The organism is Clostridium chromiireducens, from assembly GCF_002029255.1.
GTDB classification, from domain to species: Bacteria; Bacillota; Clostridia; order Clostridiales; family Clostridiaceae; genus Clostridium; species Clostridium chromiireducens.
The window spans coordinates 1-20,379 of the sequence record NZ_MZGT01000078.1 but is presented as its reverse complement, the minus strand read 5'-3'; the positions used below and the strand labels follow the sequence as shown (position 1 = coordinate 20,379).

The 20,379-nt window shown below is 30.0% G+C and carries 15 protein-coding genes; all 15 read right to left on the bottom strand.

Annotated features, from left to right (window positions below; genetic code table 11):
• Positions 1-88 precede the first annotated feature (88 nt).
• Positions 89-3,019 (bottom strand): helicase C-terminal domain-containing protein, encoded by a 2,931-nt coding sequence (locus CLCHR_RS20400; RefSeq protein ID WP_079441756.1) that lies wholly within the window; start codon positions 3,017-3,019, stop codon positions 89-91.
• Positions 3,020-3,253: 234 nt separating this feature from the next.
• On the bottom strand, positions 3,254-4,018 hold the full coding sequence (locus CLCHR_RS20395; RefSeq protein WP_079441755.1) for a beta/alpha barrel domain-containing protein: 765 nt from the start codon (positions 4,016-4,018) through the stop codon (positions 3,254-3,256).
• 19 nt (positions 4,019-4,037) lie between these two features.
• Entirely contained in the window at positions 4,038-4,952 is a 915-nt protein-coding gene (locus tag CLCHR_RS20390) for a homocitrate synthase/isopropylmalate synthase family protein (protein WP_079441754.1), read from the bottom strand.
• A gap of 167 nt (positions 4,953-5,119) precedes the next feature.
• A complete protein-coding gene (nifB, locus tag CLCHR_RS20385; protein WP_079441753.1) occupies positions 5,120-7,843 on the bottom strand; it encodes a nitrogenase cofactor biosynthesis protein NifB in 2,724 nt (907 codons plus the stop codon).
• The gene (gene nifE / locus CLCHR_RS20380; protein WP_079441752.1) at positions 7,830-9,194 is read right to left on the bottom strand and encodes a nitrogenase iron-molybdenum cofactor biosynthesis protein NifE; all 1,365 of its coding nucleotides are present in this window, start codon (positions 9,192-9,194) and stop codon (positions 7,830-7,832) included. The genes nifB and nifE overlap by 14 nt, the downstream gene beginning before the upstream one ends.
• A 361-nt stretch (positions 9,195-9,555) precedes the next feature.
• Positions 9,556-10,920 (bottom strand): nitrogenase molybdenum-iron protein subunit beta, encoded by a 1,365-nt coding sequence (gene nifK, locus CLCHR_RS20375; RefSeq protein WP_079441751.1) that lies wholly within the window; start codon positions 10,918-10,920, stop codon positions 9,556-9,558.
• On the bottom strand, positions 10,920-12,521 hold the full coding sequence (locus tag CLCHR_RS20370) for a nitrogenase component I subunit alpha (RefSeq protein ID WP_079441750.1): 1,602 nt from the start codon (positions 12,519-12,521) through the stop codon (positions 10,920-10,922). The genes nifK and CLCHR_RS20370 overlap by 1 nt, the downstream gene beginning before the upstream one ends.
• Positions 12,522-12,538: 17 nt before the next feature.
• Positions 12,539-12,922, bottom strand: a complete 384-nt coding sequence (locus CLCHR_RS20365; RefSeq protein ID WP_079441749.1) for a P-II family nitrogen regulator — start codon at positions 12,920-12,922, stop codon at positions 12,539-12,541.
• Between the two features lie 18 nt (positions 12,923-12,940).
• Positions 12,941-13,267, bottom strand: a complete 327-nt coding sequence (locus CLCHR_RS20360; RefSeq protein ID WP_079441748.1) for a P-II family nitrogen regulator — start codon at positions 13,265-13,267, stop codon at positions 12,941-12,943.
• A gap of 94 nt (positions 13,268-13,361) precedes the next feature.
• The gene (gene nifH, locus CLCHR_RS20355; RefSeq protein ID WP_079441747.1) at positions 13,362-14,183 is read right to left on the bottom strand and encodes a nitrogenase iron protein; all 822 of its coding nucleotides are present in this window, start codon (positions 14,181-14,183) and stop codon (positions 13,362-13,364) included.
• A 568-nt stretch (positions 14,184-14,751) separates the two neighbouring features.
• Positions 14,752-15,681: a hypothetical protein gene (locus CLCHR_RS20350; protein ID WP_169896860.1), complete on the bottom strand. Its 930-nt coding sequence runs from the start codon at positions 15,679-15,681 to the stop codon at positions 14,752-14,754.
• A gap of 22 nt (positions 15,682-15,703) precedes the next feature.
• On the bottom strand, positions 15,704-16,309 hold the full coding sequence (locus CLCHR_RS20345; protein ID WP_079441745.1) for a Fe-only nitrogenase accessory AnfO family protein: 606 nt from the start codon (positions 16,307-16,309) through the stop codon (positions 15,704-15,706).
• 105 nt (positions 16,310-16,414) lie between these two features.
• On the bottom strand, positions 16,415-17,380 hold the full coding sequence (locus CLCHR_RS20340) for a substrate-binding domain-containing protein (protein ID WP_079441744.1): 966 nt from the start codon (positions 17,378-17,380) through the stop codon (positions 16,415-16,417).
• Positions 17,381-17,506: 126 nt separating this feature from the next.
• Positions 17,507-18,475 (bottom strand): ABC transporter substrate-binding protein, encoded by a 969-nt coding sequence (locus tag CLCHR_RS20335; protein WP_079441743.1) that lies wholly within the window; start codon positions 18,473-18,475, stop codon positions 17,507-17,509.
• Between the two features lie 167 nt (positions 18,476-18,642).
• Positions 18,643-20,169 (bottom strand): ATP-binding cassette domain-containing protein, encoded by a 1,527-nt coding sequence (locus CLCHR_RS20330; protein WP_079441742.1) that lies wholly within the window; start codon positions 20,167-20,169, stop codon positions 18,643-18,645.
• Between the last annotated feature and the right edge of the window lie 210 nt (positions 20,170-20,379).

Here is a 20,379-nt window from a genome sequence, read left to right as displayed (position 1 = left end):
TTATATTTGTATTATCGATACAGGATTCCTCATAGATAATTAAACTCATACTGTGATAAAGTCCCTACTTGAAAGTAATTTAAAACATTTAGATCTTGCCATTCAACTTAAAATTAATATTTTCAAAATAATATTCTCCATTATCAACTTTACTTAACTCCCAAAACAACTTATGTTTTTTAGATTCATTATTGAATTCTTCTTTCAAATCTCTATTGTTTTTCTTGATACTATTTATAATCGTATTAATATTAGTTCTCTTCCAATTATTATAGTCAAACTCCATTTCATCAAGTATTTTAATTGTTGGTACAACTTTAATACTAGGACCATTTAAATCTCTTTCTAAATTTCTTATGGTATATGTGTTTTGGCCTGGATCTAAGATTATAAAATACCCATAATCAAAAGTGCTTCTAATTAGCCTTCCATATATTTGCTTCATTTTAATACAAACCTGAGGATAATTAACATCCTGATACCCTTTTTTCTGATATGTTGTTATTGCTCTTAAAATAGGAAATTCAGGGCTGTAGTTAGGAATTTTATCTAACATTACACAGCTTAGTGCATCACCTGGTACATCTATTCCTTCAAAGAATCCCTTACTACCTAGGATAATAACCTGCCTATTTTTATCATTTAATACAGCAATAGATTTTTTACTAGTATGAACCTCTATTTTGGTTCCTCTAATAAGCACTTCTAGTTCTTCATTTACAGCCGTTCTTCTGGCATTGTTATTAAATAGAACAAGAATATGCCCATTAATTTTTTGAGATATATTAAATATAAATCTTGCAACATTTTTAATATATGATGGTTCATCATATCTTCCAACATCATTTAATGCAAAAATTTTCGTTCTTCGCTTTAGATCGAAGGTTGGAGGTATTAAAAATTCCTTTGCTTTTTCCTGACCTAAGTGTTTTTTTATTTTATTAAAAGAGTTTTCAATTTTAAATGTCGCTGATAAAAAGGTTGTGCTCTTAACATCTTTAAGCATATGCTCATTAACTAATTCCCCAACATTTAATGGAATATTTCTAAAATAAAACTCTTTATACTCAGCATTTACTTCTAATACCTTTGCATAAAATACAGAGCTTTCTAAAAATTTATCCAAAATGTCGAAATTAGACTTAAGTTTTGCTATATAATCTGATAAATTTCTATGATCATTATCGCCATTAACTTCATCATCTAATGTGATATTTGAAACATAATCATTTAAAATTTTATATAAAGGATAGATACTTTCTTTTAACATAGATATTTCCGGACCTAGTGCTTTTGTCATTCCTTTTAAATCATCTCTTGGAATAAAAAATTCAGTAGTAAAATTATATTCCCCACTAACCAGTCTCATACTTCTAAAATCATTTAATAAAATATTAATATTAATATTGATTTCATTAACCAAATATGTAAGTTTATCCTTTTCTATGGTTTCCCTATATCCATAGCTGGCATTTAGATTTAAAAGCATAGCTAAAATACTTGGATGCCCTTTTTCAATCATGTCTAATAATTCAATCAAACTTGATGAAGAGAATTCCTCAGCAAAAAAATCATAACACTTTTCCATCAAGTTATGACCTTCATCTATTATAATATGATTTATCTTCTTTTTTTCAGAATATGGCCAGCATGCTAAAAGGGAATGATTTATTACTGTTATATTTTCTTCTGGCAGTTCGTTATATCGTTTCCTTAAAAAGCAAGGTCTTATACACTTTTCAAGATTACATTGCTCACTATCACAATTAATTTCATTGATGTATTTATCTAATTCAAAATGCTTCTGAGCAGAATAATTTATACTTTCTATATCCCCGTAATTACCATTCTCACTGAGCCTTCTTAGAAAAAGCAGTAATAAATTTTCCTTTTCTCCTATAGTCAGACTTTCACATTTATTAATTCTTTCTATACAAAGATAATTACCCTTCCCTTTCATAGCTCCATAATTCAACTTATCATTTAGCATGAGCTTTTTAAGTATAGTTGGTATATCTCTTTCAATTAGTTGATTCTGCAGTTCTTTTGTATTTGTAGATATAATAAAAGCTGCATCATCTTTCCTATTTTTCTTCTTATTTAAATAAGTTTCAATAGCTGCTATTATCACATAAGCAAAAGTTTTACCACTGCCAGTTGGTGCTTCAATAAATATTCTTTCGGATTTTTCAAAATTTTCTCTAATTCTCTTAGAGAATTCTTTTTGATCTTTCCTATACTGGTAGCCAAAATCTCCACCATTGTTCCAAATTTCTTCGTTTTCAAGTAATTTTTCAAACTGTGAATAATCTATGGTAATTTTCTTTAATTTATTTTCAATCACTTTATTTTCTTCATAGTTTACATACTCATAATTTTCAAGGGTTAGAAATGGTGGTTTTAATAAATATTTAGTCCATGGCCACTTTTTTAAATACATATATTCTTTTATTATGGTATTATACAATGATTTATTTTTCTTTGTACTTCTTTCTTCTCTATCCCATTGTCTTAAAAGAAGAGAATTTACTACTTTTAATGTGTCAATTGAGTCTGATAATCCTCTATGTAACTCATTTTTCCTTAAGTTTGTTATTTCTCTAATTAAAGCGTCTAAATTATATTCTTTTCTCCAAGGCTCCAAAATCGCTGCAAATTCCATAGAATCAATTATCTCATTTTTTATTTCTGGAATGTGAAACCCCAAAAACTTTCTTTCAAAATTTGCATTGTGGCATATCAAAGGTAAATCTTCTAGAAATTCTGCAACCTCTGATCTAATAGCATTTAAACTCCTAGCACTTAACAAATCTTTTTCATTCAAACCGTAGCAAAGGTTATAAATACTAATAGGTACTCGCCCTCTTGGTCTTATTAAAGTTTCATAAGTAGTTATAATGCCATCTTTAATTTTAATTGCACCAATTTCTATAATTTCTGAACTATTTTCATCAAGTCCAGTTGTTTCAATATCTAAATATATCACATTGTCTAAAATACTATTTAATCCTTCTAGCATATTTTCTCCTACTTTTTACTTTAAATCCTTCTTTTCTATTATTTATCTAATCAATTATAACATAATTTATACAATTTTAAAGTTACACAATCACTAACATGGCGATGAAGTTATTATCTACTTTTTATTTATTAATCAACAACACGTATTTTTGCCTAATATAATTTTTTACATTCTTAATTTATAATAAATAAAAAGAATTATGATTTTTCATAATTCTTTTTATTTACATATTCATGATAATTTTCTGTTTCTTTCTAAAAAAGCATCTGAAACTCTAATAAATTCTTGTAGATTACAGTTACCAGCTCTCTCACCAATTCCATCTAGGGTACAATCTACATATTTAGCTCCACATTTCACAGCTTCAATAGAAATAGGAATTGCCATGCCAAAGTCATTGTGAGCATGTATTTCTATCTCGATTCCAGTATTATTTATTAAAGTTCTTACTGCATCCTTAACTGTAGAAGGCATCAATATTCCAACGGTATCTGCATATCTTATTCTTTTTACTCCCATCTTTTGTACTATATGGCACAAATCAATAAGATAATTAACATCTGCCCTTGAAGCATCTTCGAAACCTATAGTAACATCATACCCATTATCTCTAGCTAAAAATACGCATTCTCTAAGATTTTTTTCAATCCAAGTCTTATCCTTACCAAGGTTTGAATATATTTGTATATCAGAAGTTGGCACACTAATATGAATTAAATCTGGCTTACAATCTATTGAATTTAGTATATCTTCTTTGTTCATCCTATTCCATGTTGAGATTAGAGAGTTTCTCCTAATATTTAAGATTCTTCTTATGCATTCTTTTTCCAAATCGCCCATTGCCGGTATTCCTGCTTCTATTTGATAGATGTTACTCTCATCCAAATATCTCGCAATTTCAACCTTCTCATCGATTGAAAAAGCCTTTCCTGCACATTGTTCTCCGTCTCTTAATGTAGTATCTACAATATTAATAACCTTTTCTTTCAATTCCAATATATCTCACCCCTCATTGCTATATGCAACATTTATCATATATTTCTTTTATCTCTTCATTATTTAATCCCCTACGTTTTTGCGTACTTAACTTCCTTACATTTTCCAACATTACTTTTAAATAGTTCTGATTATATTTTATGTTTAATTCCTTTAGTTTTATTTCCAAAGCATTTATGCCTGAATGTTTACCTATTATAATATTTCTTTCTCTGCCTATTTCACTTGGATCGTAAGGTTCATAGGTACTTGGATTTTTTGCTATCCCATTTACATGAATTCCTGATTCAACATTAAAGATGTCAGTTCCTATAAATGGCATATTTCCATTAAGCTTGCTTCCTATTATCTCTTCAAAAAGCTCAAGAACTTTTGGGAAAAGTTTATGATTTCCACGGATATTTATTTTTTCTAAGAAAGAGATAGACCCCAAAATTTCTTCAAGAGGAGCATATCCTCCAATTCCTGCAAAGGATGTTATAACTTTCTTTCCTCCAAGTTTTATCCACTCTAACGTCATAGCAGTTGCACATTCATAAGTGTTTTTAATACACACTTCAATATTTTCTCCAAAGTTTGTTCTTATGTTAGAAAATATTTTTTTATAATCATAAAACATTATATCATCTAATCCAACGATTCTCAGATTTCCATATGCATTCATGTTGCTCTCTTTATTAAAAATCTCGTATAAATCATAATTATTTTTCATTTCAATTATTTTATTAGTGCACATCTTAAACTTAACATTCTCAGGTAAAGGTGATAATTCTTCATAAAGTTCTTGAGTAATTTCTATATATTCACTTCCTATTATATATAGTAATTTTATCAATTCTCTTAATTGTGGTTTTTTACTTTTTAACTTATCACCATATAGCTCTTTTAAAACAACAATCGTCTTATCAATTATCTCAATTTTATCATCTCTCATTACTCAATCACCACCTTCATTTCTAATTAAGAATTAATGATGTAGGTTAAAGCGCCCTGAGAAAGTTAGAGTTCCCGAATACAAGATCGGGACTCTCACTTTTTACTTTGGAATTTGCTTCTTCATCATTAATTATTGATTTTTCATTCTACCTTCTAATTAGAGTTCTAAGCTCTTAGAATTTCTTTAACTTCTGTTCCTTTTAATATTGCTTCAGCCGCTTTCTCTACTGCTGTTTCAATTGTTTCACAGGTCATAAATACATCTATACCCATATTTTTAAATTTCTTTTTAGGTTCATCACCAATTCTAAGACATAACACGCCATTGCAGTCTGAAACCACTTTAGATAATTTAGCAAATTTGTCTTCTTCTTCCTCACATACTTCTTTTCCATTACAATATTTATCTACGTCTCTTTTTTCCAAATATCTTACATCTCCATCTTTATATTCATAAATGTAGAATTCCGAAGCATGTCCAAAGTGCATATCAACACCTATGCCACTTTTTGAAGCCACAGCGAATTTCAATGATTTTTCTTCACTTTTATCAGTATTTATAGTAAGTTTGCTAAATTTTTGAGATTGATCATCTCCAAGTAATCCAATAGCATCTGCTCTGCATTGTTTGCAATGATACATTTGTTTTATATTTATTTCACATTTTTTTCTTAAATCCATTATTTCTTTATTAGTTGTAAGAGGCATATTTTCAAATACACTACCTTTTACTGGTATCATTTGCATTATATTAGTTATTCCAGCTCCAAGCTCTTTAACTTTTTTTGTTATATCTTCAATATGATGATCATTAATTCCCTTAAGCATTACAATATTAACTTTAACCATAATTCCTCTATCAGCTAAATATTTAAGACCTGATAATTGATTATTTAAAAGAATTTGAGCTCCTTCTTCACCTGTATAAGTAACTCCAAGATAATCTACATATTTATATACATTTGCAGTTATTTTAGGATCTATAGCGTTCATAGTTATTGTTACATGGCTTACTCCTAAATTTATTAATTCCTGAGCATAAAATGGGAGCATTAAACCATTAGTTGATAAACAAAATGTAACCTCTGGATCATGTTCTCTTATAAGTTCAAGAGTTTTCCTTACGTTATCAAAATTAGCTAAAGCATCTCCAGGACCTGCTATTCCAACTACTTTTAAATTATCCATTTGAGATTTTACATATTTATATTTTGCAAAAGCTTCTTCTGGAGATAAAACTTCTGTCGTAACCCCAGGTCTGCTTTCATTAACACAATCAAATTTTCTTAAACAATAATTACAGCTTATATTACATTTTGGTGCTATAGGAAGATGCATTCTTGCATATTTATGAGCTGAATCACAGCTAAAACAAGGATGAGTTTTTGTTTTTTCCTCTACTTCTTCTTTACTTATAACTTTTAATTCCATGTTTTTTTCCTCCTTTATTACTGTGTCTTCATTTCTTAATATTTCTTCATCTTTTACTGCAGTTTCTTCTATTTTTTCCTCATCATAAAATTCATTATATATATTTTCTCTAAAAGTCATTTCAGTTTTTGCTAACATCACATTTGTAATTTGATCCCCTAAGTTTAAAGACCCTTCATATCCAATAGATAAAATTCTTTGACCACCAATTCTATCATGAATTGGGAACGACGCTCTAACTAATGGTATTTTATGCTTTTCTTCTATTCTTCTACCATCAGAACTTCCAAGCATTACATTTACATTCATATCTAATACTAGTTTCTCTATTGTTTTGAAGTCTGCACCATCTATGATTGCACATTTTTCAGTAAATAATTGTTCTGAAAGCTCATCTACTTCTTTTCTTAAACTTGGTTCTAATCCCTTGCAAACATCTCCAGTTGCAATTATCATTGGAACAACACCATTCTCGATTGCCATTCTTGCAGTTGAATATACAAAATCAGGTTCTCCGAAGATTGCTATTCTTGCCTCTGCATTATATTTATGGGAATCTATCATGGCATCTAAATATCTTCCTCTTTGTTTCTTATATTTTTCTGGAACTTTATTACCTGAAATCTCAGATAAAACCCTTAAGAATTTATCTGTATCCCTAAGTCCTCTAGGAATATTAATTCTGTAATTATTAACACCATAAGTTTCTTTTAAATAACTTCCAATAGAGTACTCTTCCTTAACAAATGTTGTGAGCTCAACTGTAGCTTTAGCTCCCCCCATATACTTAACATCTTCAATACTTGTTCCACTACATGGTAATCTGTTATATTTTTTACTATGCCCTCCATCTAAATTTTCAGATAAATCCGGAAGAAGTATATAATCAATATTAAAAGCTTCTAAAATTTCTTTTAGTTCCCTTGTATCAGCACTGCTTATTGGACCCGTAATGATGTTTACTTTATCATTTTTAGTAACATCCATTTCTATATTTTCTACAACTGATCTTAAAGCTGTAAAATATCCACCATATTGAGTTCCACCGTATCCAGGAGACTTTATTGGTATTAATTTAACAGTACTTTCTGGATGTTTTTCATAGAATATTTTAGAGAGCCTGGCCACATCTTCACCGATGGTTTCAGCTAAACATGTAGTTGCTATACCAATAACTTCTGGATTATATAATTTAATTAAGTTTTCTAAGCCTTTAATTAAATTATTTTCACCACCATAAACAGTTCCTTCTTCAGTTAGTGAAGATGATGCGATATCTACAGGTTCATTGTAATGAGTTGCCATATGTCTTCTAATATATGTACTGCATCCTTGAGAACCATGCAGAATCGTCATACAGTTCTTAATTCCATATAATGCATTGCATACTCCCATCGGCATGCACATTTTACATGGGTTAACAGTTAGATTTACATAACTTTCCTTAGCTGTCTTCATTATCTTCACTCTCCTTTACATATTTCCAAACTGGGCTATTAATTGATAAATTTATTTCTTTTGCAAAATTAACTGCCCCTATAAAACCTCCTAAAGGATGTTTTCTTTCATGATTATGATCACAGAAAGCAACTCCTAATTTATAAGCGAGAGGTCTTTCCTTAACTCCGCCTACTAAAATATCTACATCTTGCTCTAGCATAAACTTCTCTAATTCAGAAGGGTTTGCATCATCTAAGATTACAGTTCCATCATTAACTAGACTACCTATAACTTCGTAATCATCTTTCTTACCTGTTTGAGTTCCAACCATAACTGTATCTATACCAAGTTCATTAAATTGCTTAATTAAAGAAATAGCTTTAAAGCCTCCACCAACATATATAGCAGCCTTTTTCCCTTTTAGATTTTCTTTATAAGAATTTAAAATAGGCATTATCTTTTCTTCTTCCTCTTTTACAAAAGCCTTTGCTTTAGCTAACATTTCTTCATCATTAAATAAACTTGCAATTCTAAGAAGTGAATTTTTTGTATCTTCAAGTCCAACAAAGCTTATTTTAACAAAAGGAATATCCATTTCTGCTTCCATTCTTTTTGCTAGATAAGTCATGGAGCCAGCACATTGAACTACGTTAAAACTTGCGCTGCTTGCTTTAATTAAATTTTTATAACTAGAATCACCTGTAATTGTTGAAATTACATTTACACCAATTTTCCTTAAATAATCTCTTACAATCCATAATTCTCCTGCTAAATTAAAGTCACCTAGCATATTTATGCCTCTAGTTTTTGGTAGTATATTCCTAGAAAATAAATTCATAAGAGCGTTACAAGCTAATTTATATCCTTTTGATTTATTTCCTGAAAATCCAGGTGACATAACTGGTATTACTGGTACATTATATTTTTGCTCAGCCATTTTACAAACTGCTTTTACATCATCACCAATTACTCCAACTATACAAGTAGCATAAACAAAAATTAACTTTGGATTATGGTTTTCCATTATTCCTTCAATAGCTGCAGTTAATTTCTTTTCACCACCAAATATTACATCCTGCTCACTTAAATCAGTTGAAAAACTATTTCTATATAAATTTTCACCACTTGATAAACTACCCCTTATGTCCCAAGTGTAACTAGCACATCCAATAGGACCATGCACAATATGATAAGCATCTGTTATTGGATTTAAAACCACTCTCGCTCCACAATAAACGCAAGCTCTTTGGCTAACTGATCCAGATACACTATCACCATCACATTTCATAGATTTTTTATTTTTGCCTTCCTTAAAGCATACAAACTCTTCTCTTTCCTCAAGAAGTGAATTAGATAATTTCTTTTCCATAAGGTCCACACCACCTTTTTTTATTTTTTATTGTTTCTTTTGAATTGGAAATTGAGAATAAAGGATGAAAATCTAAGTTTCTTTCAAAATTTCCCAAAATATATTTTTTTCAAACCGATGATAAAAAAATTTTCATTCTGCATTCTCAATTCTCAATTATTAATGAATTGAGCAATTGTCATGACTTAGTCATTTCCAATTGCTCAATCATTGAACTTATTAAATTATGGTTATTTTATACATATCATTTTGATCTTAATTGCAGCATAGCTGCTATATCTTTTTTGATCTTTGTTGCAGCATAGTTGCTTTTTTATATGAGCATATCTTATTGGGTTTATACTATTTCACACGAATTTAATTACATTACTAATTCAAAATCTTCTTCCTTAGCATCTCTATCTTGTCTATCCATTAATGCACCAAGCATTAATTCTAACAATCTCATTGCACCTCTATATCCAACTGTTGGCATATATGGGTGAACATATCTATCTAATACAGGGAATCCTATTCTAACTAGTGGAATATCCTCAGCTCTTGCTATGTATTTACCATGAGTTCCACCCATTAGTAAATCAACAGGTTCGTTCTTTATTAATTGGTGTAATTCAAAAAGGTCTGAATCTTGTTTTGCAATGCATCCTTCTACACCAAATTCTTCAAATAACGCCTTCATTTGTTTATCAAATGCAGATGAAGGAGTACCTGTAATTACATATTTAGGAATCATTCCAAGTTCTAGTAAGAATTTAGATAAAGCAACTAGCACATCTGGATCTCCATATAAAGCGACTTTCTTTCCATCATAATATTGATGAGAGTCTATCATTATATCAACTAATTGTCCTCTTTCTTCTTCAATCTCATATGGAACTTCTTGTTTGCTAAATTTGCTTAATTCCATAATTAATTCATCTGTAGCTCCAATACCTATTGGCATTTTTAAAGCTGTATAAGGAACTTTATATAATTTTTCAAGTGCAGATGCACCTGCTTCAGAAGCAAAGCTTCCTAGTGCTAAAGTTTTCTCGCAGTCACCTAATTCAATAATATCTTGAATTTTTGTACCACCCTTTGGATACATTTCATATTTACCAGTCATTGGAGCATCTAATACTCCAGTTGTATCTGGCAGCATTGTGAAATCTACTCCCATAAGTTTTAATAATCTCTTTACTTCACGCATATCGCCAGGATTTACGAATCCAGGGATTACACACATTTTACCGTTTTTTACTCCAGTTGTTTCAGCTAATTTATTGATAAAGCTTACAACCATATTAGAGAATCCAGTAATATGTGATCCAACATAACTTGGAGTGTTTGCATATAATACTCTTTTTCCATCTGGAATAGTTATATCTTCAATAAATGCATTTAAGTCATCACCTATAGTTTCTGATAAACAAGTAGTGTGAACAGCAATTATTTCTGGATCATACATATCAAAGATGTTCTTTACAGCAGTTTTTATGTTACTTCCACCACCGAATACGCAAGCACCTTCACTGAATGATGAGCTAGTTGCAATAGCCGGTTCCTTAAAATGTCTTGATAAAACTGTTCTGTGATATGAACAGCATCCTTGCGAACCATGACTGTGCGGCATACATCCGTGAACTCCAAGAGCTGCATACATAGCTCCAACTGGTTGACAAGTTTTACTTGGATTAATGGTAATAGCTTTTCTTTCTTTAATTTCTTTAGGTGTTAAATCTAACATTATACTTCACCTCCATTTGTTGCTTCTAATAATGTCCCTTCTAATATCGACTCATTTTTCCATGGTGCTACAGTGTAGCTCCAAGCTGGTGTATATAAACTCATAGTTAGATCTCTACCAAAGTTTGCTGCACCTTTAAATCCTGCATAAGGTCCGCTATAATCATAAGAGTGTAATTGTCTAGATAATACTCCGCCTTTTTGTATTGAGAACTTATCTTTGATACCTGAGAAGAACATATCAAGCTTTAACTCTTTAATGAACTCTTCTGTTTCAAAGTGATTTAAATCGTCAACTACAATTGTACCTTTTTTCATGTCACGCATCATTCCTGGGTAGTATTCAAGATTAATTATCTCTTTCTTTAATTCTTCCAATTCTTCATCTGTTTTTAGTTCTTTGTATTTATCAACTATTTTTTCTACTACTAATGTTTCGATGTTCTTTAAGTCTGCATCTTCTACTATAGTTGGTATTACTTCTCTACCTTCATAGTCATCTCTGTGTGCAAATTCAAATCCAGCAATTAATGTTTCTACACCTAAATCATTTAAAAGCATTTGATAATGGTGAGATCTAGAACCTCCAACGTATAAACCTGCAGTTTTACCTGTTAATTTACTTCTATAGTATTCCATATCATCATTAATATCTTCTAATTCTTCAGCTATAACTTCTTCTGTTCTCTTTGTAAATTCTGGATCTCCAAAGAATTTTGCAATATCTCTTAAAGTTCTAACTGTACAGTCAACTCCTATAAAATCAACCTTAATCCATGCTGTACCGTATTGTATTTTCATCATTTCTGCGATATAATTAATTGAACGGTGACATTGGACAAGATTTAAATCCGCAGTGTGGGCTTTACGTAGATCATCAATACTACAATCACCAGTCATGATAGATACTACTTCATAGCCTATTTTCTTAAGGACTCTTTCGATTTCCCAAGCGTCACCACCTATGTTATATTCTCCAAGAATATTAACTGAATGAGTTTTAGGTGTATAGTCTGTAGTTCCTATTACAGACTTTATTAATTTGTTGTTTGCAATATGGTGACCAGCTGATTGTGATACACCTTTATATCCTTCACAAGGGAATGATATACATTCAATTCCATACATTTCTTTAACTTCATTTGCAACAGCTGGAAGGTCATCACCAATTAATCCAACTGGACATGTTGAACATATAAATACAGCTTTTGGGTTGAAAATATCAACAATTTCTGCAATTGCTTGTTTTAACTTCTTTTCTCCACCAAATACGATATCACTTTCACCTAAGTTTGTTGTAAAACAATACTGAATAAAGTTTCCATCACCTTTTTGTACTGCTGCTTTATTTCTTCTAGTTCCCCATGAGTAGTATCCACATCCTACTGGTCCATGAGTTAATAATACTATATCTTTTAATGGTCCAAGAACAACCCCTTTACATCCAGCATAACAACATCCTCTGTGTGTCATTACTCCAGGTATGGTTCTTCTATTTGCATCTATTTCTTGAGTTTCTTGCTCAAGTTCTAACATATGTTTTTTTCTATTTTTGTAGACTTTAGCACTATATTTGTCTAAAACGCTATCTACTTTACTCATACACTTCACCTCCGAATTTATATTGCAGTTTCACCTGCTTGTCCATCTCTAACTCTATAAACTTCCTCAACTGGTAATACAAATATTTTTCCATCTCCTGGTGTTCCAGTAGAATTTACTTCTAATACGGCATCTACAACTGCTTTAACTGCTTCATCTTTAACAACTAGAGTTATAAGTCTCTTTGGAATTAATCTTCCTCTTTCAGATAAGTTTTCACCAAATGATGTTGGTGGTAAGTTACCTGCTTCCATATATGCTTCAAGTAAAGCTTTATCTATGGACTTTTGCCCTCTTCCAAGAACTTTTCTGCAAGTAATTGACGGAAAACCGGCTTCTGCAAGAGCTTCTTTAGTTTTACTTACCTTATTCAAACGAATAATACACATAACTTCTTTCATAAAGCTATTCCTCCTAAATTATAATCCTGCTTTTCCACTACTTACAGTGTATACTTCTTCAACTGGTGCAACAAATATCTTACCATCACCGAAAGCACCTTTTTCTCCTGTTCTAGAACTTCTCATTATAACCTTAATTACATCGTCTTTATCTTCATCTTTTACAGCGATTAATAACATCTCTTTTGGCAATTCATCATAATGAATATCACCAACTTTTATTCCTTTTTGTTTTCCTCTTCCGTAAACTGCCATTTTAGTTACTTCTGGAAATCCAGCATCTAATAGTTCTGAAAGGACAGTGCTGACCTTTTCTGGTCTGATTATTGCACGAATCATATACATATCTCTCTATCTCCTTTTAGTTATATTTTGTGTTTAGATATTTTCTAACACATTGTAAATCCCCGTTTTTACCATTTAAATATGTTTCTATATCTTAGATATCCATTAAACCATATTCCATTAATATTTCTTCTAATCTTTCTTGTTTCATTGGAGTTGGAATAACAAATAATTTGTTATTTTCTATGTTTCTAGCTAAAGTTCTGTATTCATCAGCTTGATCAGCCTTTGGATCAAATTCTATAACTGTTTGTTTGTGTATTTCTGCTCTTTGAACCATGTTATCTCTTGGAACAAAGTGAATTAATTGGCTTCCAAGTTCTTTTGCAAAAGCTTCTAATAAATCTAATTCTTTATCAACTTTTCTACTGTTACAGATGATTCCACCTAATCTTACTCCACCAGTTTTAGCATATTTTTGAATACCTTTTGAAATGTTGTTAGCTGCATATAATGCCATCATTTCTCCAGATGCAACGATGTATATTTCTTGAGCTTTACCTTCTCTGATTGGCATTGCGAATCCACCACATACAACGTCTCCTAATACATCATAGAATACATAATCTAAATCTGGTGTGTAAGCACCTAATTGTTCAAGCATTCCTATTGAAGTAATGATACCTCTACCTGCACAACCAACTCCTGGTTCTGGACCGCCTGATTCAACACATTTAATTCCGCCATATCCTGGTTTTAAGATTGCATCTAATTCAATGTCGTCTCCTTCTTCTCTTAAAGTATCTAGAACTGTTTTTTGTGCTAATCCTCCAAGAACTAATCTTGTAGAATCTGCCTTAGGATCGCATCCTACGATCATTATATTCTTACCCATTTCAGCTAAAGCTGAAGTTAAATTTTGTGTAGTAGTAGATTTTCCTATACCACCTTTTCCATAAATAGCTACTTGTCTCATAATAATTTCCTCCTCTTATTTAAATGATTTTATATAAGTCCTCATGGGACGTTATAACTAATTTGTATTAATATTACAATAAAACTTATTAAAAAAAAGAATCTAATTTATTTAACTTTTCAGTTAAAATAAAGTAGACTCCTTTGTCCTTCATTTATAAAAAAAATCTAAGATAATTTAACTTCTCCATTGAGTTAAACACTTAGACTTCGTTGCCTTAATGACAGGTTTTAAGTTTTATTTAATTATTTTAATTATAATATCATGAAAGATTGATTTTGTAAACTCTTTTTTGATATTTATAATTTTGTAATAAATTGTTTTTTTAGGTTGTTTAGTTATTGAAATTATAATATCACGAAAGATTTAATTTGTAAATACTTTTTTCATTTTATAATTTCTAAATTATTTTGAGCTGCTAACAACTTGTTTCAGCTATTGAAATCATAATATCACAGAAAATTGATTTTGCAAACCATTTTCTGATTTTCTATGATTTTTTTAATGATAACGATACATTATTGATAATTTGTTAATAATATTCGTGTTTTACTTCATCAATCAAAAATCACTTATTTAGATCTCCACTCAAAGTTAATTGCCTTTCTCCGAATCTTTTTATTTCAAATTGGTTTATATCTATGCTATATTCATATTTATTATCTATTATAACCTTATTTCCTATAAACTCTATCTTTAAAGTAATAGTATCCATAACTTCACTGCTAGAATACAATCTTATTTTTTTAGGCGAATGATAAATTTTGTCTCCATCGGGAGTAATAATTGCAATTGTATTAGTTGATGAAATAAGAGATTTAATACTTCCATCTTCATTAAAGTTTAATGAATTAGTGTCTCCATGAATTCCTATGGCATTAATATCATAAGCTTCTATTGCACCTAAAGGTGTGTTAATGGTCGTTGGCCTAAAAGGCTCGCAAGACTTAATTTTGCCGCTTTTATATAATGACACACCTATTCTTCCTACAAAATTATACTCATTAACATTTATTCTGATTCTCTCCTTAGGCCATAAAGTTAAACTTTGCAATTCCCCAGTTTTGTAAAAATGAAGAGACATAAGCTTATTTTCAATAGATGCAAACTCAAAATCGAGCTTATACACTTTTGCCAAATTATATTCGTCATCTTCTGACCAGTATCCAGACAATCTACCATCTAATAAAAATAATCGGTTCATTTGTCCTTCTTCATAAAAAGTCACTTTTTCCGCTTCAAACACTCCTATTGAAGTTTTTATACTAGCTAATTCATTTAAAGCTACACTTTTTATATTTCCACTTTTAAACACTTTTATCGGTGGAAACTCTTTTCTCCTCTCATCAACAAATCCATATAGAGGTATAATCTTGTACCCTGAAATATCTAATTCACTTTCTTCTTCTACCTTATAGGATTCTGGTTCACCTGTAGGGTAATAACTAGCAATAACTGCCTCTTTTAAGATACCAAATTTAGTTTTTATTACTTCCATAAATATATCCTCCATTTCATAGTTAATTTTTTAGCACAATAACTTTATAGTCATTTCTTTTTATTTCATTAATCTGTAAACTTATTTCACCATTTTCTTTTCTACTAATAAGCCAAGGCGGTACATGGCAGCAATGCACTTCAATTTTTTTAACATCTTCTTTTTCTAGATATGGCATTATTGCTTTTTTTGATGATATTTCTGGGTTTGTAAGCTCCAATTCCTGCAAATCAATAAAGTAATATCCCTCACTTATTTTTTTAGCTATTTCAATCTCTTTTTTTTCAAGCTCTTCTTGTTCAAGTTCTCTTTCAATAATCTCATCTAAATAATCGAGAGGATTACCTTCTAATTCCCAAATGCTAAAATCCTCCATATAAAATACACTATAAGGTATGCCAAATGCTTTACTAACGACAATAATTTTACAATTTTCCATTTCACTAAGAACATTTTTGTACTCTTGCCTTATTTCATTTATTCCTTTTTTACTGCTTGTCCTGTTAATTAAGATAACTTTTTTGGTCTTCCATAAATATTTATCTTTTGTAAATATTTTTACATATCTCGCTCCATCAAAGGAACTTATGGTCTCTTTTTCATCAAGAAATACTCCAATTTCATTCATAATACCACTCCTTTAAATTAATTTGTTATAACAAAAAAAGACCCAGTAAACTTACTGCGTCTTTGCATTAATATTTGTTATATTAAATTTATACTATAACATTATTTATGTTTTCGCAAGTATTTTGCCAATATCTTTTAAATCATATCCCCCTAGACTTTCAATTTCTTTCTTAAAGCCTTCACTTTGTATTGTTTCAATTATTAATTTATATATAGGATATTTTAAATCTGATTGCCTAATCACTAAGTCATATCTTTCTTCTTGAAGCTGCACAAAATCAATTCCATCAACTTGTCTAGCTACCTTTTCGTTACCTATTGCTACATCCCCTTCACCTCTAGCAATGCTTCTGGCTACGGCAGAATGAGACTGCTTTTCTATACTATAGCCTTTAATTTTTTCCCTATCAATATTATTTAACCTTAATTTCTCGTCTAATAAAATTCTAATTCCAGATCCTTTTTCCCTATTTACCATTGAAATATTCTGCGATGTTAAATCTCTCCATGTATTTATTTTATGAGGATTCCCTTTAGCTACGTAAAAACCAACATTTCTGTAAGCTAGATTTATAATTAAGCACGGTATACCTGGAAGTAATTTTCTAACATATGCTGTATTATATTCATTAGTATCTCCATCCCATAAATGAGCAGATGATATCGAAATTTTATCATAATATAAATCATAAAGACTCGCATAACTTCCTATATTTGATCTAAGAACTCTTATATCGCTTACTTTTTCCCTAATATTTTCAGCTAAAACATCTAAAATTATATCCTGTCCTGAGATTATAATATCATTAGGACTCTCTAGTTTCTTCATTTCGTTTAATTGTTCATTCTGCATTGATTCATTCTTCGTTATTGAAGTTTTATTAACGCTGTTTATCGTTATTTTTTGATTATTTATATAATTTTCAACATCTTCTTTATCTATTCTAAGTTTCTTTCCAACTTTATATCCAGGTAATTCCCCTCTTTTAACTAATTCATAAACAGTATTTTTAGTTATCTTTAATAATTCCGCAACTTCAACTGCCGTTAGGGATTTTTCATTATCCATAGAATTTCCCTCCTAATATATAATAATTAATTTATTCTAACATCTAGAAGTGAGAATTTCTAGCAATTAAACAATTTATTTAATACTATTCTTCAAAAATCCTCATAAATCTATGGTAATACTAACTTAATTACTGTAAAAATAAGTATTTAGCTCCAATAATAGCTTGTTAATATCATTATTACTTATAAAATCCCATCCAATCCAATTCATTTTATAATTGTTTTCATTTAAGTATTCTAAATAATCACTTGGATGAGGCAGTGATGCTTTCTTACATATATCCCTAACTTCTTGACTAGTAAAATAATCAACTACTTTTTCTAGATTTTCTGAAATGCCTTTTTGTACTAATAAGGTAACTGGACTTACAATTGCTCCTTCTTCAGGCCATATGATTTTTACATTTTTATTGTTTCTAAGAAGTTTTGCATAAAAATGAGGAACGAGACTGATTGTTGGTGCATCTTCAACTCCTTTTCCAGCATTCTTTACCATTTCTGCAGGATGCCCTCCATATCCAACAAGTTCCTTTAATTTCATAATCCCGTCAATTCCATAATCTTTGTATATAGCAAGAAGTGTAGTTTCGCAGTATTTACCTTTCTTACCTCTAATTGCAATTTCTTTTTTAAATTGACTATCTAATAATTCACTCCATGATTTTGGGATATTCCTGTTATTTAATTTCGTAAGATCTACTATCATTACTAAATAATTTAATGACATTATATAATAATTTCCATCTTTATCATATAAATCACTTTTGATAAAAGCCTCATTTTTACATTTGACTTCTTTAAAATATTTTTCTTCAATTGCTTTAGTTCTGAAATCTTTTCTATAGAAACTATTTACTCCTGCGCTTATAATTACTTTAGGTAATTCTTCTTTGGAAGGTACATGCGACGATTCATCCATCCACATTACTTCATAGTTAGCGTTACCCTCTAATAAGTACTTAAAATCACATTCATTACCCAAATCATTGATCATATCATCAAACCCTATTTCTACAGGTACTTTTATAGGACATGGTAATAATCCAAGAACATCATATTCTGATTTATCAATAATATTTTTTGTCTTACTCATACTTCTAACCCCAATCTTTTTTATATTTTCAATTAAATTTTAATTATAATTAACTTAATATTAGCGTTCATATTCATTAAATTCCATAGTTATGTTAATAATTATTTAGAGATAACTTTATTTCATAAACCAATCTTAATTTAACATGAATCGTGAGTTATAAATTCTCAATTTCTCTCATAAAAATAATCTTCCATATTCCAATCTATTAATTTTCCGCCTCTTAGTGCATTTCTTAATTCCAACATTTTATTATCAATTAATTTCATAATCTTGAGATTATCTCTTTCTTTAGGACTTGTTTTAATTACTTTGTCTATGGCACCATTTTTTATTACAATTCTTTTATCACCTAGTAATGCCAAAATTGGATCATGGGTAGATACAAAAACAATTTTACCTTCTTTAACTAGTAGTTCCAAGGCTCTGCCCCTATCTACGCCAGCATTTTCAATTTCATCAATTAAAACAATTGGAGACACGCTTAAAAAAGCTGTATCCGCAATCATTAAGGCTCTAGACTGTCCACCACTTAATGATGTTATTGGCGTATCTCTAGAAAACTTTTCTCCTGCCAGTTCATTTGCAAATTTAATAATTTTACTTGTTATATTTTCGAGTTCTAAAACATTTCTACTCTGGGCATGCATTACTATAAATTCTTCTACTGATACATCCATAACAAAATTCATATTTTGAGAAAGCTGAGCAACTAGCTTATTATCCTTTAGGTTATCACCACATACTTTAACAACTCTTCCAGTCGGGGTGTCCCCATTAGCCATGCATTCTATATCCTCAAGTAATCTGCTCTTTCCTGATCCTGTAGGCCCAACTATACAAATCACTTCACCAACGTTAATTGTAAGCTCTATATTTTCTTTATTTCCACTTTTATCATGCCCACCTAAAATACTAATCGAATTAATAGTAGTATCTTCTGCTTTTAAATCTTGAGTATTTCTATTGAATGAATATTTAGCCTGATTATTTCTACTACTTTTTACCTCATCGAAATTAATTTTTTTTGTATTTCCTGTTTGAAAATCTTCACCTATTATAGTCTCCCCTAGACAGTACGAGCATAGAGCAGAAGGCATTGTAAATCTAAGTTTTTCTCCCTCAAGGTTTTCTATGGATTTAGCTTTTTTTATATTTAAACTTAATTCATAAGCTCCTTGACCTGTAAGACCATTAACATATATAATTTTAGCTTTAGTATTGGCCTCTTTTACCATAAACGTAAATACTTCTCTTTCTGCCTGAGATACAATATCAACTTTTGTGATAACAATGATATCAGCATATTTTAACATTTGGCCAATTTTTTTAGGTGTATTAACTCCAGAAAGACTATCAATTACACATACGGCTAATATATCTTTTATATGCGGTGAACACCTATTACATAATCCTGCACTTTCACTTATTAATAATTCTAACCCTTTTTTTACACCATTTCTAATACAATTATCAATGTTGCTAATATAAAAATGATCTGGACAAAGATTTCCCGACAGCCCTACCATAACTTCAATTCCGGCCTTTTTATAGAGTAAATCATCGTATGTAGTAAGGCAGTCAAATTTAATAACACCAAATTTACTTTCTTCATTTTTTAAACATTCAATTACCTTTAATATAACTGATGTTTTTCCAGAAGATGGTGGTCCTGAAAATGTAACAAACTTCAAATTATTCCCTCCATTACTCCTAAGATTTTGTAACAAAATAAGCTCTCAAAGGGATTTATACGCTTTTGTATTCTCCTCTTTGAGAGCTTATTTAAAAAATATATCATAACAAAACACAACAAAACATTTCATAACTATATATAAATATAACTATATTTAAGTATAATTTGTCAAGGCTTTATTAAAATTAATATATTATACATATTCTCC

Excerpts from the sequence above, each read along its gene's own strand:
- nifE (WP_079441752.1), bottom strand. The coding sequence starts at position 9,194 with ATGGAAAAGAAATTATCTAATTCACTTCTTGAGGAAAGAGAAGAGTTT.
- CLCHR_RS20345 (WP_079441745.1), bottom strand. The coding sequence starts at position 16,309 with ATGAATGAAATTGGAGTATTTCTTGATGAAAAAGAGACCATAAGTTCC.
- CLCHR_RS20400 (WP_079441756.1), bottom strand. The coding sequence starts at position 3,019 with ATGCTAGAAGGATTAAATAGTATTTTAGACAATGTGATATATTTAGAT.
- CLCHR_RS20390 (WP_079441754.1), bottom strand. The coding sequence starts at position 4,952 with ATGAGAGATGATAAAATTGAGATAATTGATAAGACGATTGTTGTTTTA.
- CLCHR_RS20360 (WP_079441748.1), bottom strand. The coding sequence starts at position 13,267 with ATGTATATGATTCGTGCAATAATCAGACCAGAAAAGGTCAGCACTGTC.
- nifH (WP_079441747.1), bottom strand. The coding sequence starts at position 14,183 with ATGAGACAAGTAGCTATTTATGGAAAAGGTGGTATAGGAAAATCTACT.
- CLCHR_RS20370 (WP_079441750.1), bottom strand. The coding sequence starts at position 12,521 with ATGAGTAAAGTAGATAGCGTTTTAGACAAATATAGTGCTAAAGTCTAC.
- nifK (WP_079441751.1), bottom strand. The coding sequence starts at position 10,920 with ATGTTAGATTTAACACCTAAAGAAATTAAAGAAAGAAAAGCTATTACC.
- CLCHR_RS20350 (WP_169896860.1), bottom strand. The coding sequence starts at position 15,681 with ATGGAAGTAATAAAAACTAAATTTGGTATCTTAAAAGAGGCAGTTATT.
- CLCHR_RS20340 (WP_079441744.1), bottom strand. The coding sequence starts at position 17,380 with ATGGATAATGAAAAATCCCTAACGGCAGTTGAAGTTGCGGAATTATTA.
- nifB (WP_079441753.1), bottom strand. The coding sequence starts at position 7,843 with ATGAAGACAGCTAAGGAAAGTTATGTAAATCTAACTGTTAACCCATGT.
- CLCHR_RS20365 (WP_079441749.1), bottom strand. The coding sequence starts at position 12,922 with ATGAAAGAAGTTATGTGTATTATTCGTTTGAATAAGGTAAGTAAAACT.
- CLCHR_RS20335 (WP_079441743.1), bottom strand. The coding sequence starts at position 18,475 with ATGAGTAAGACAAAAAATATTATTGATAAATCAGAATATGATGTTCTT.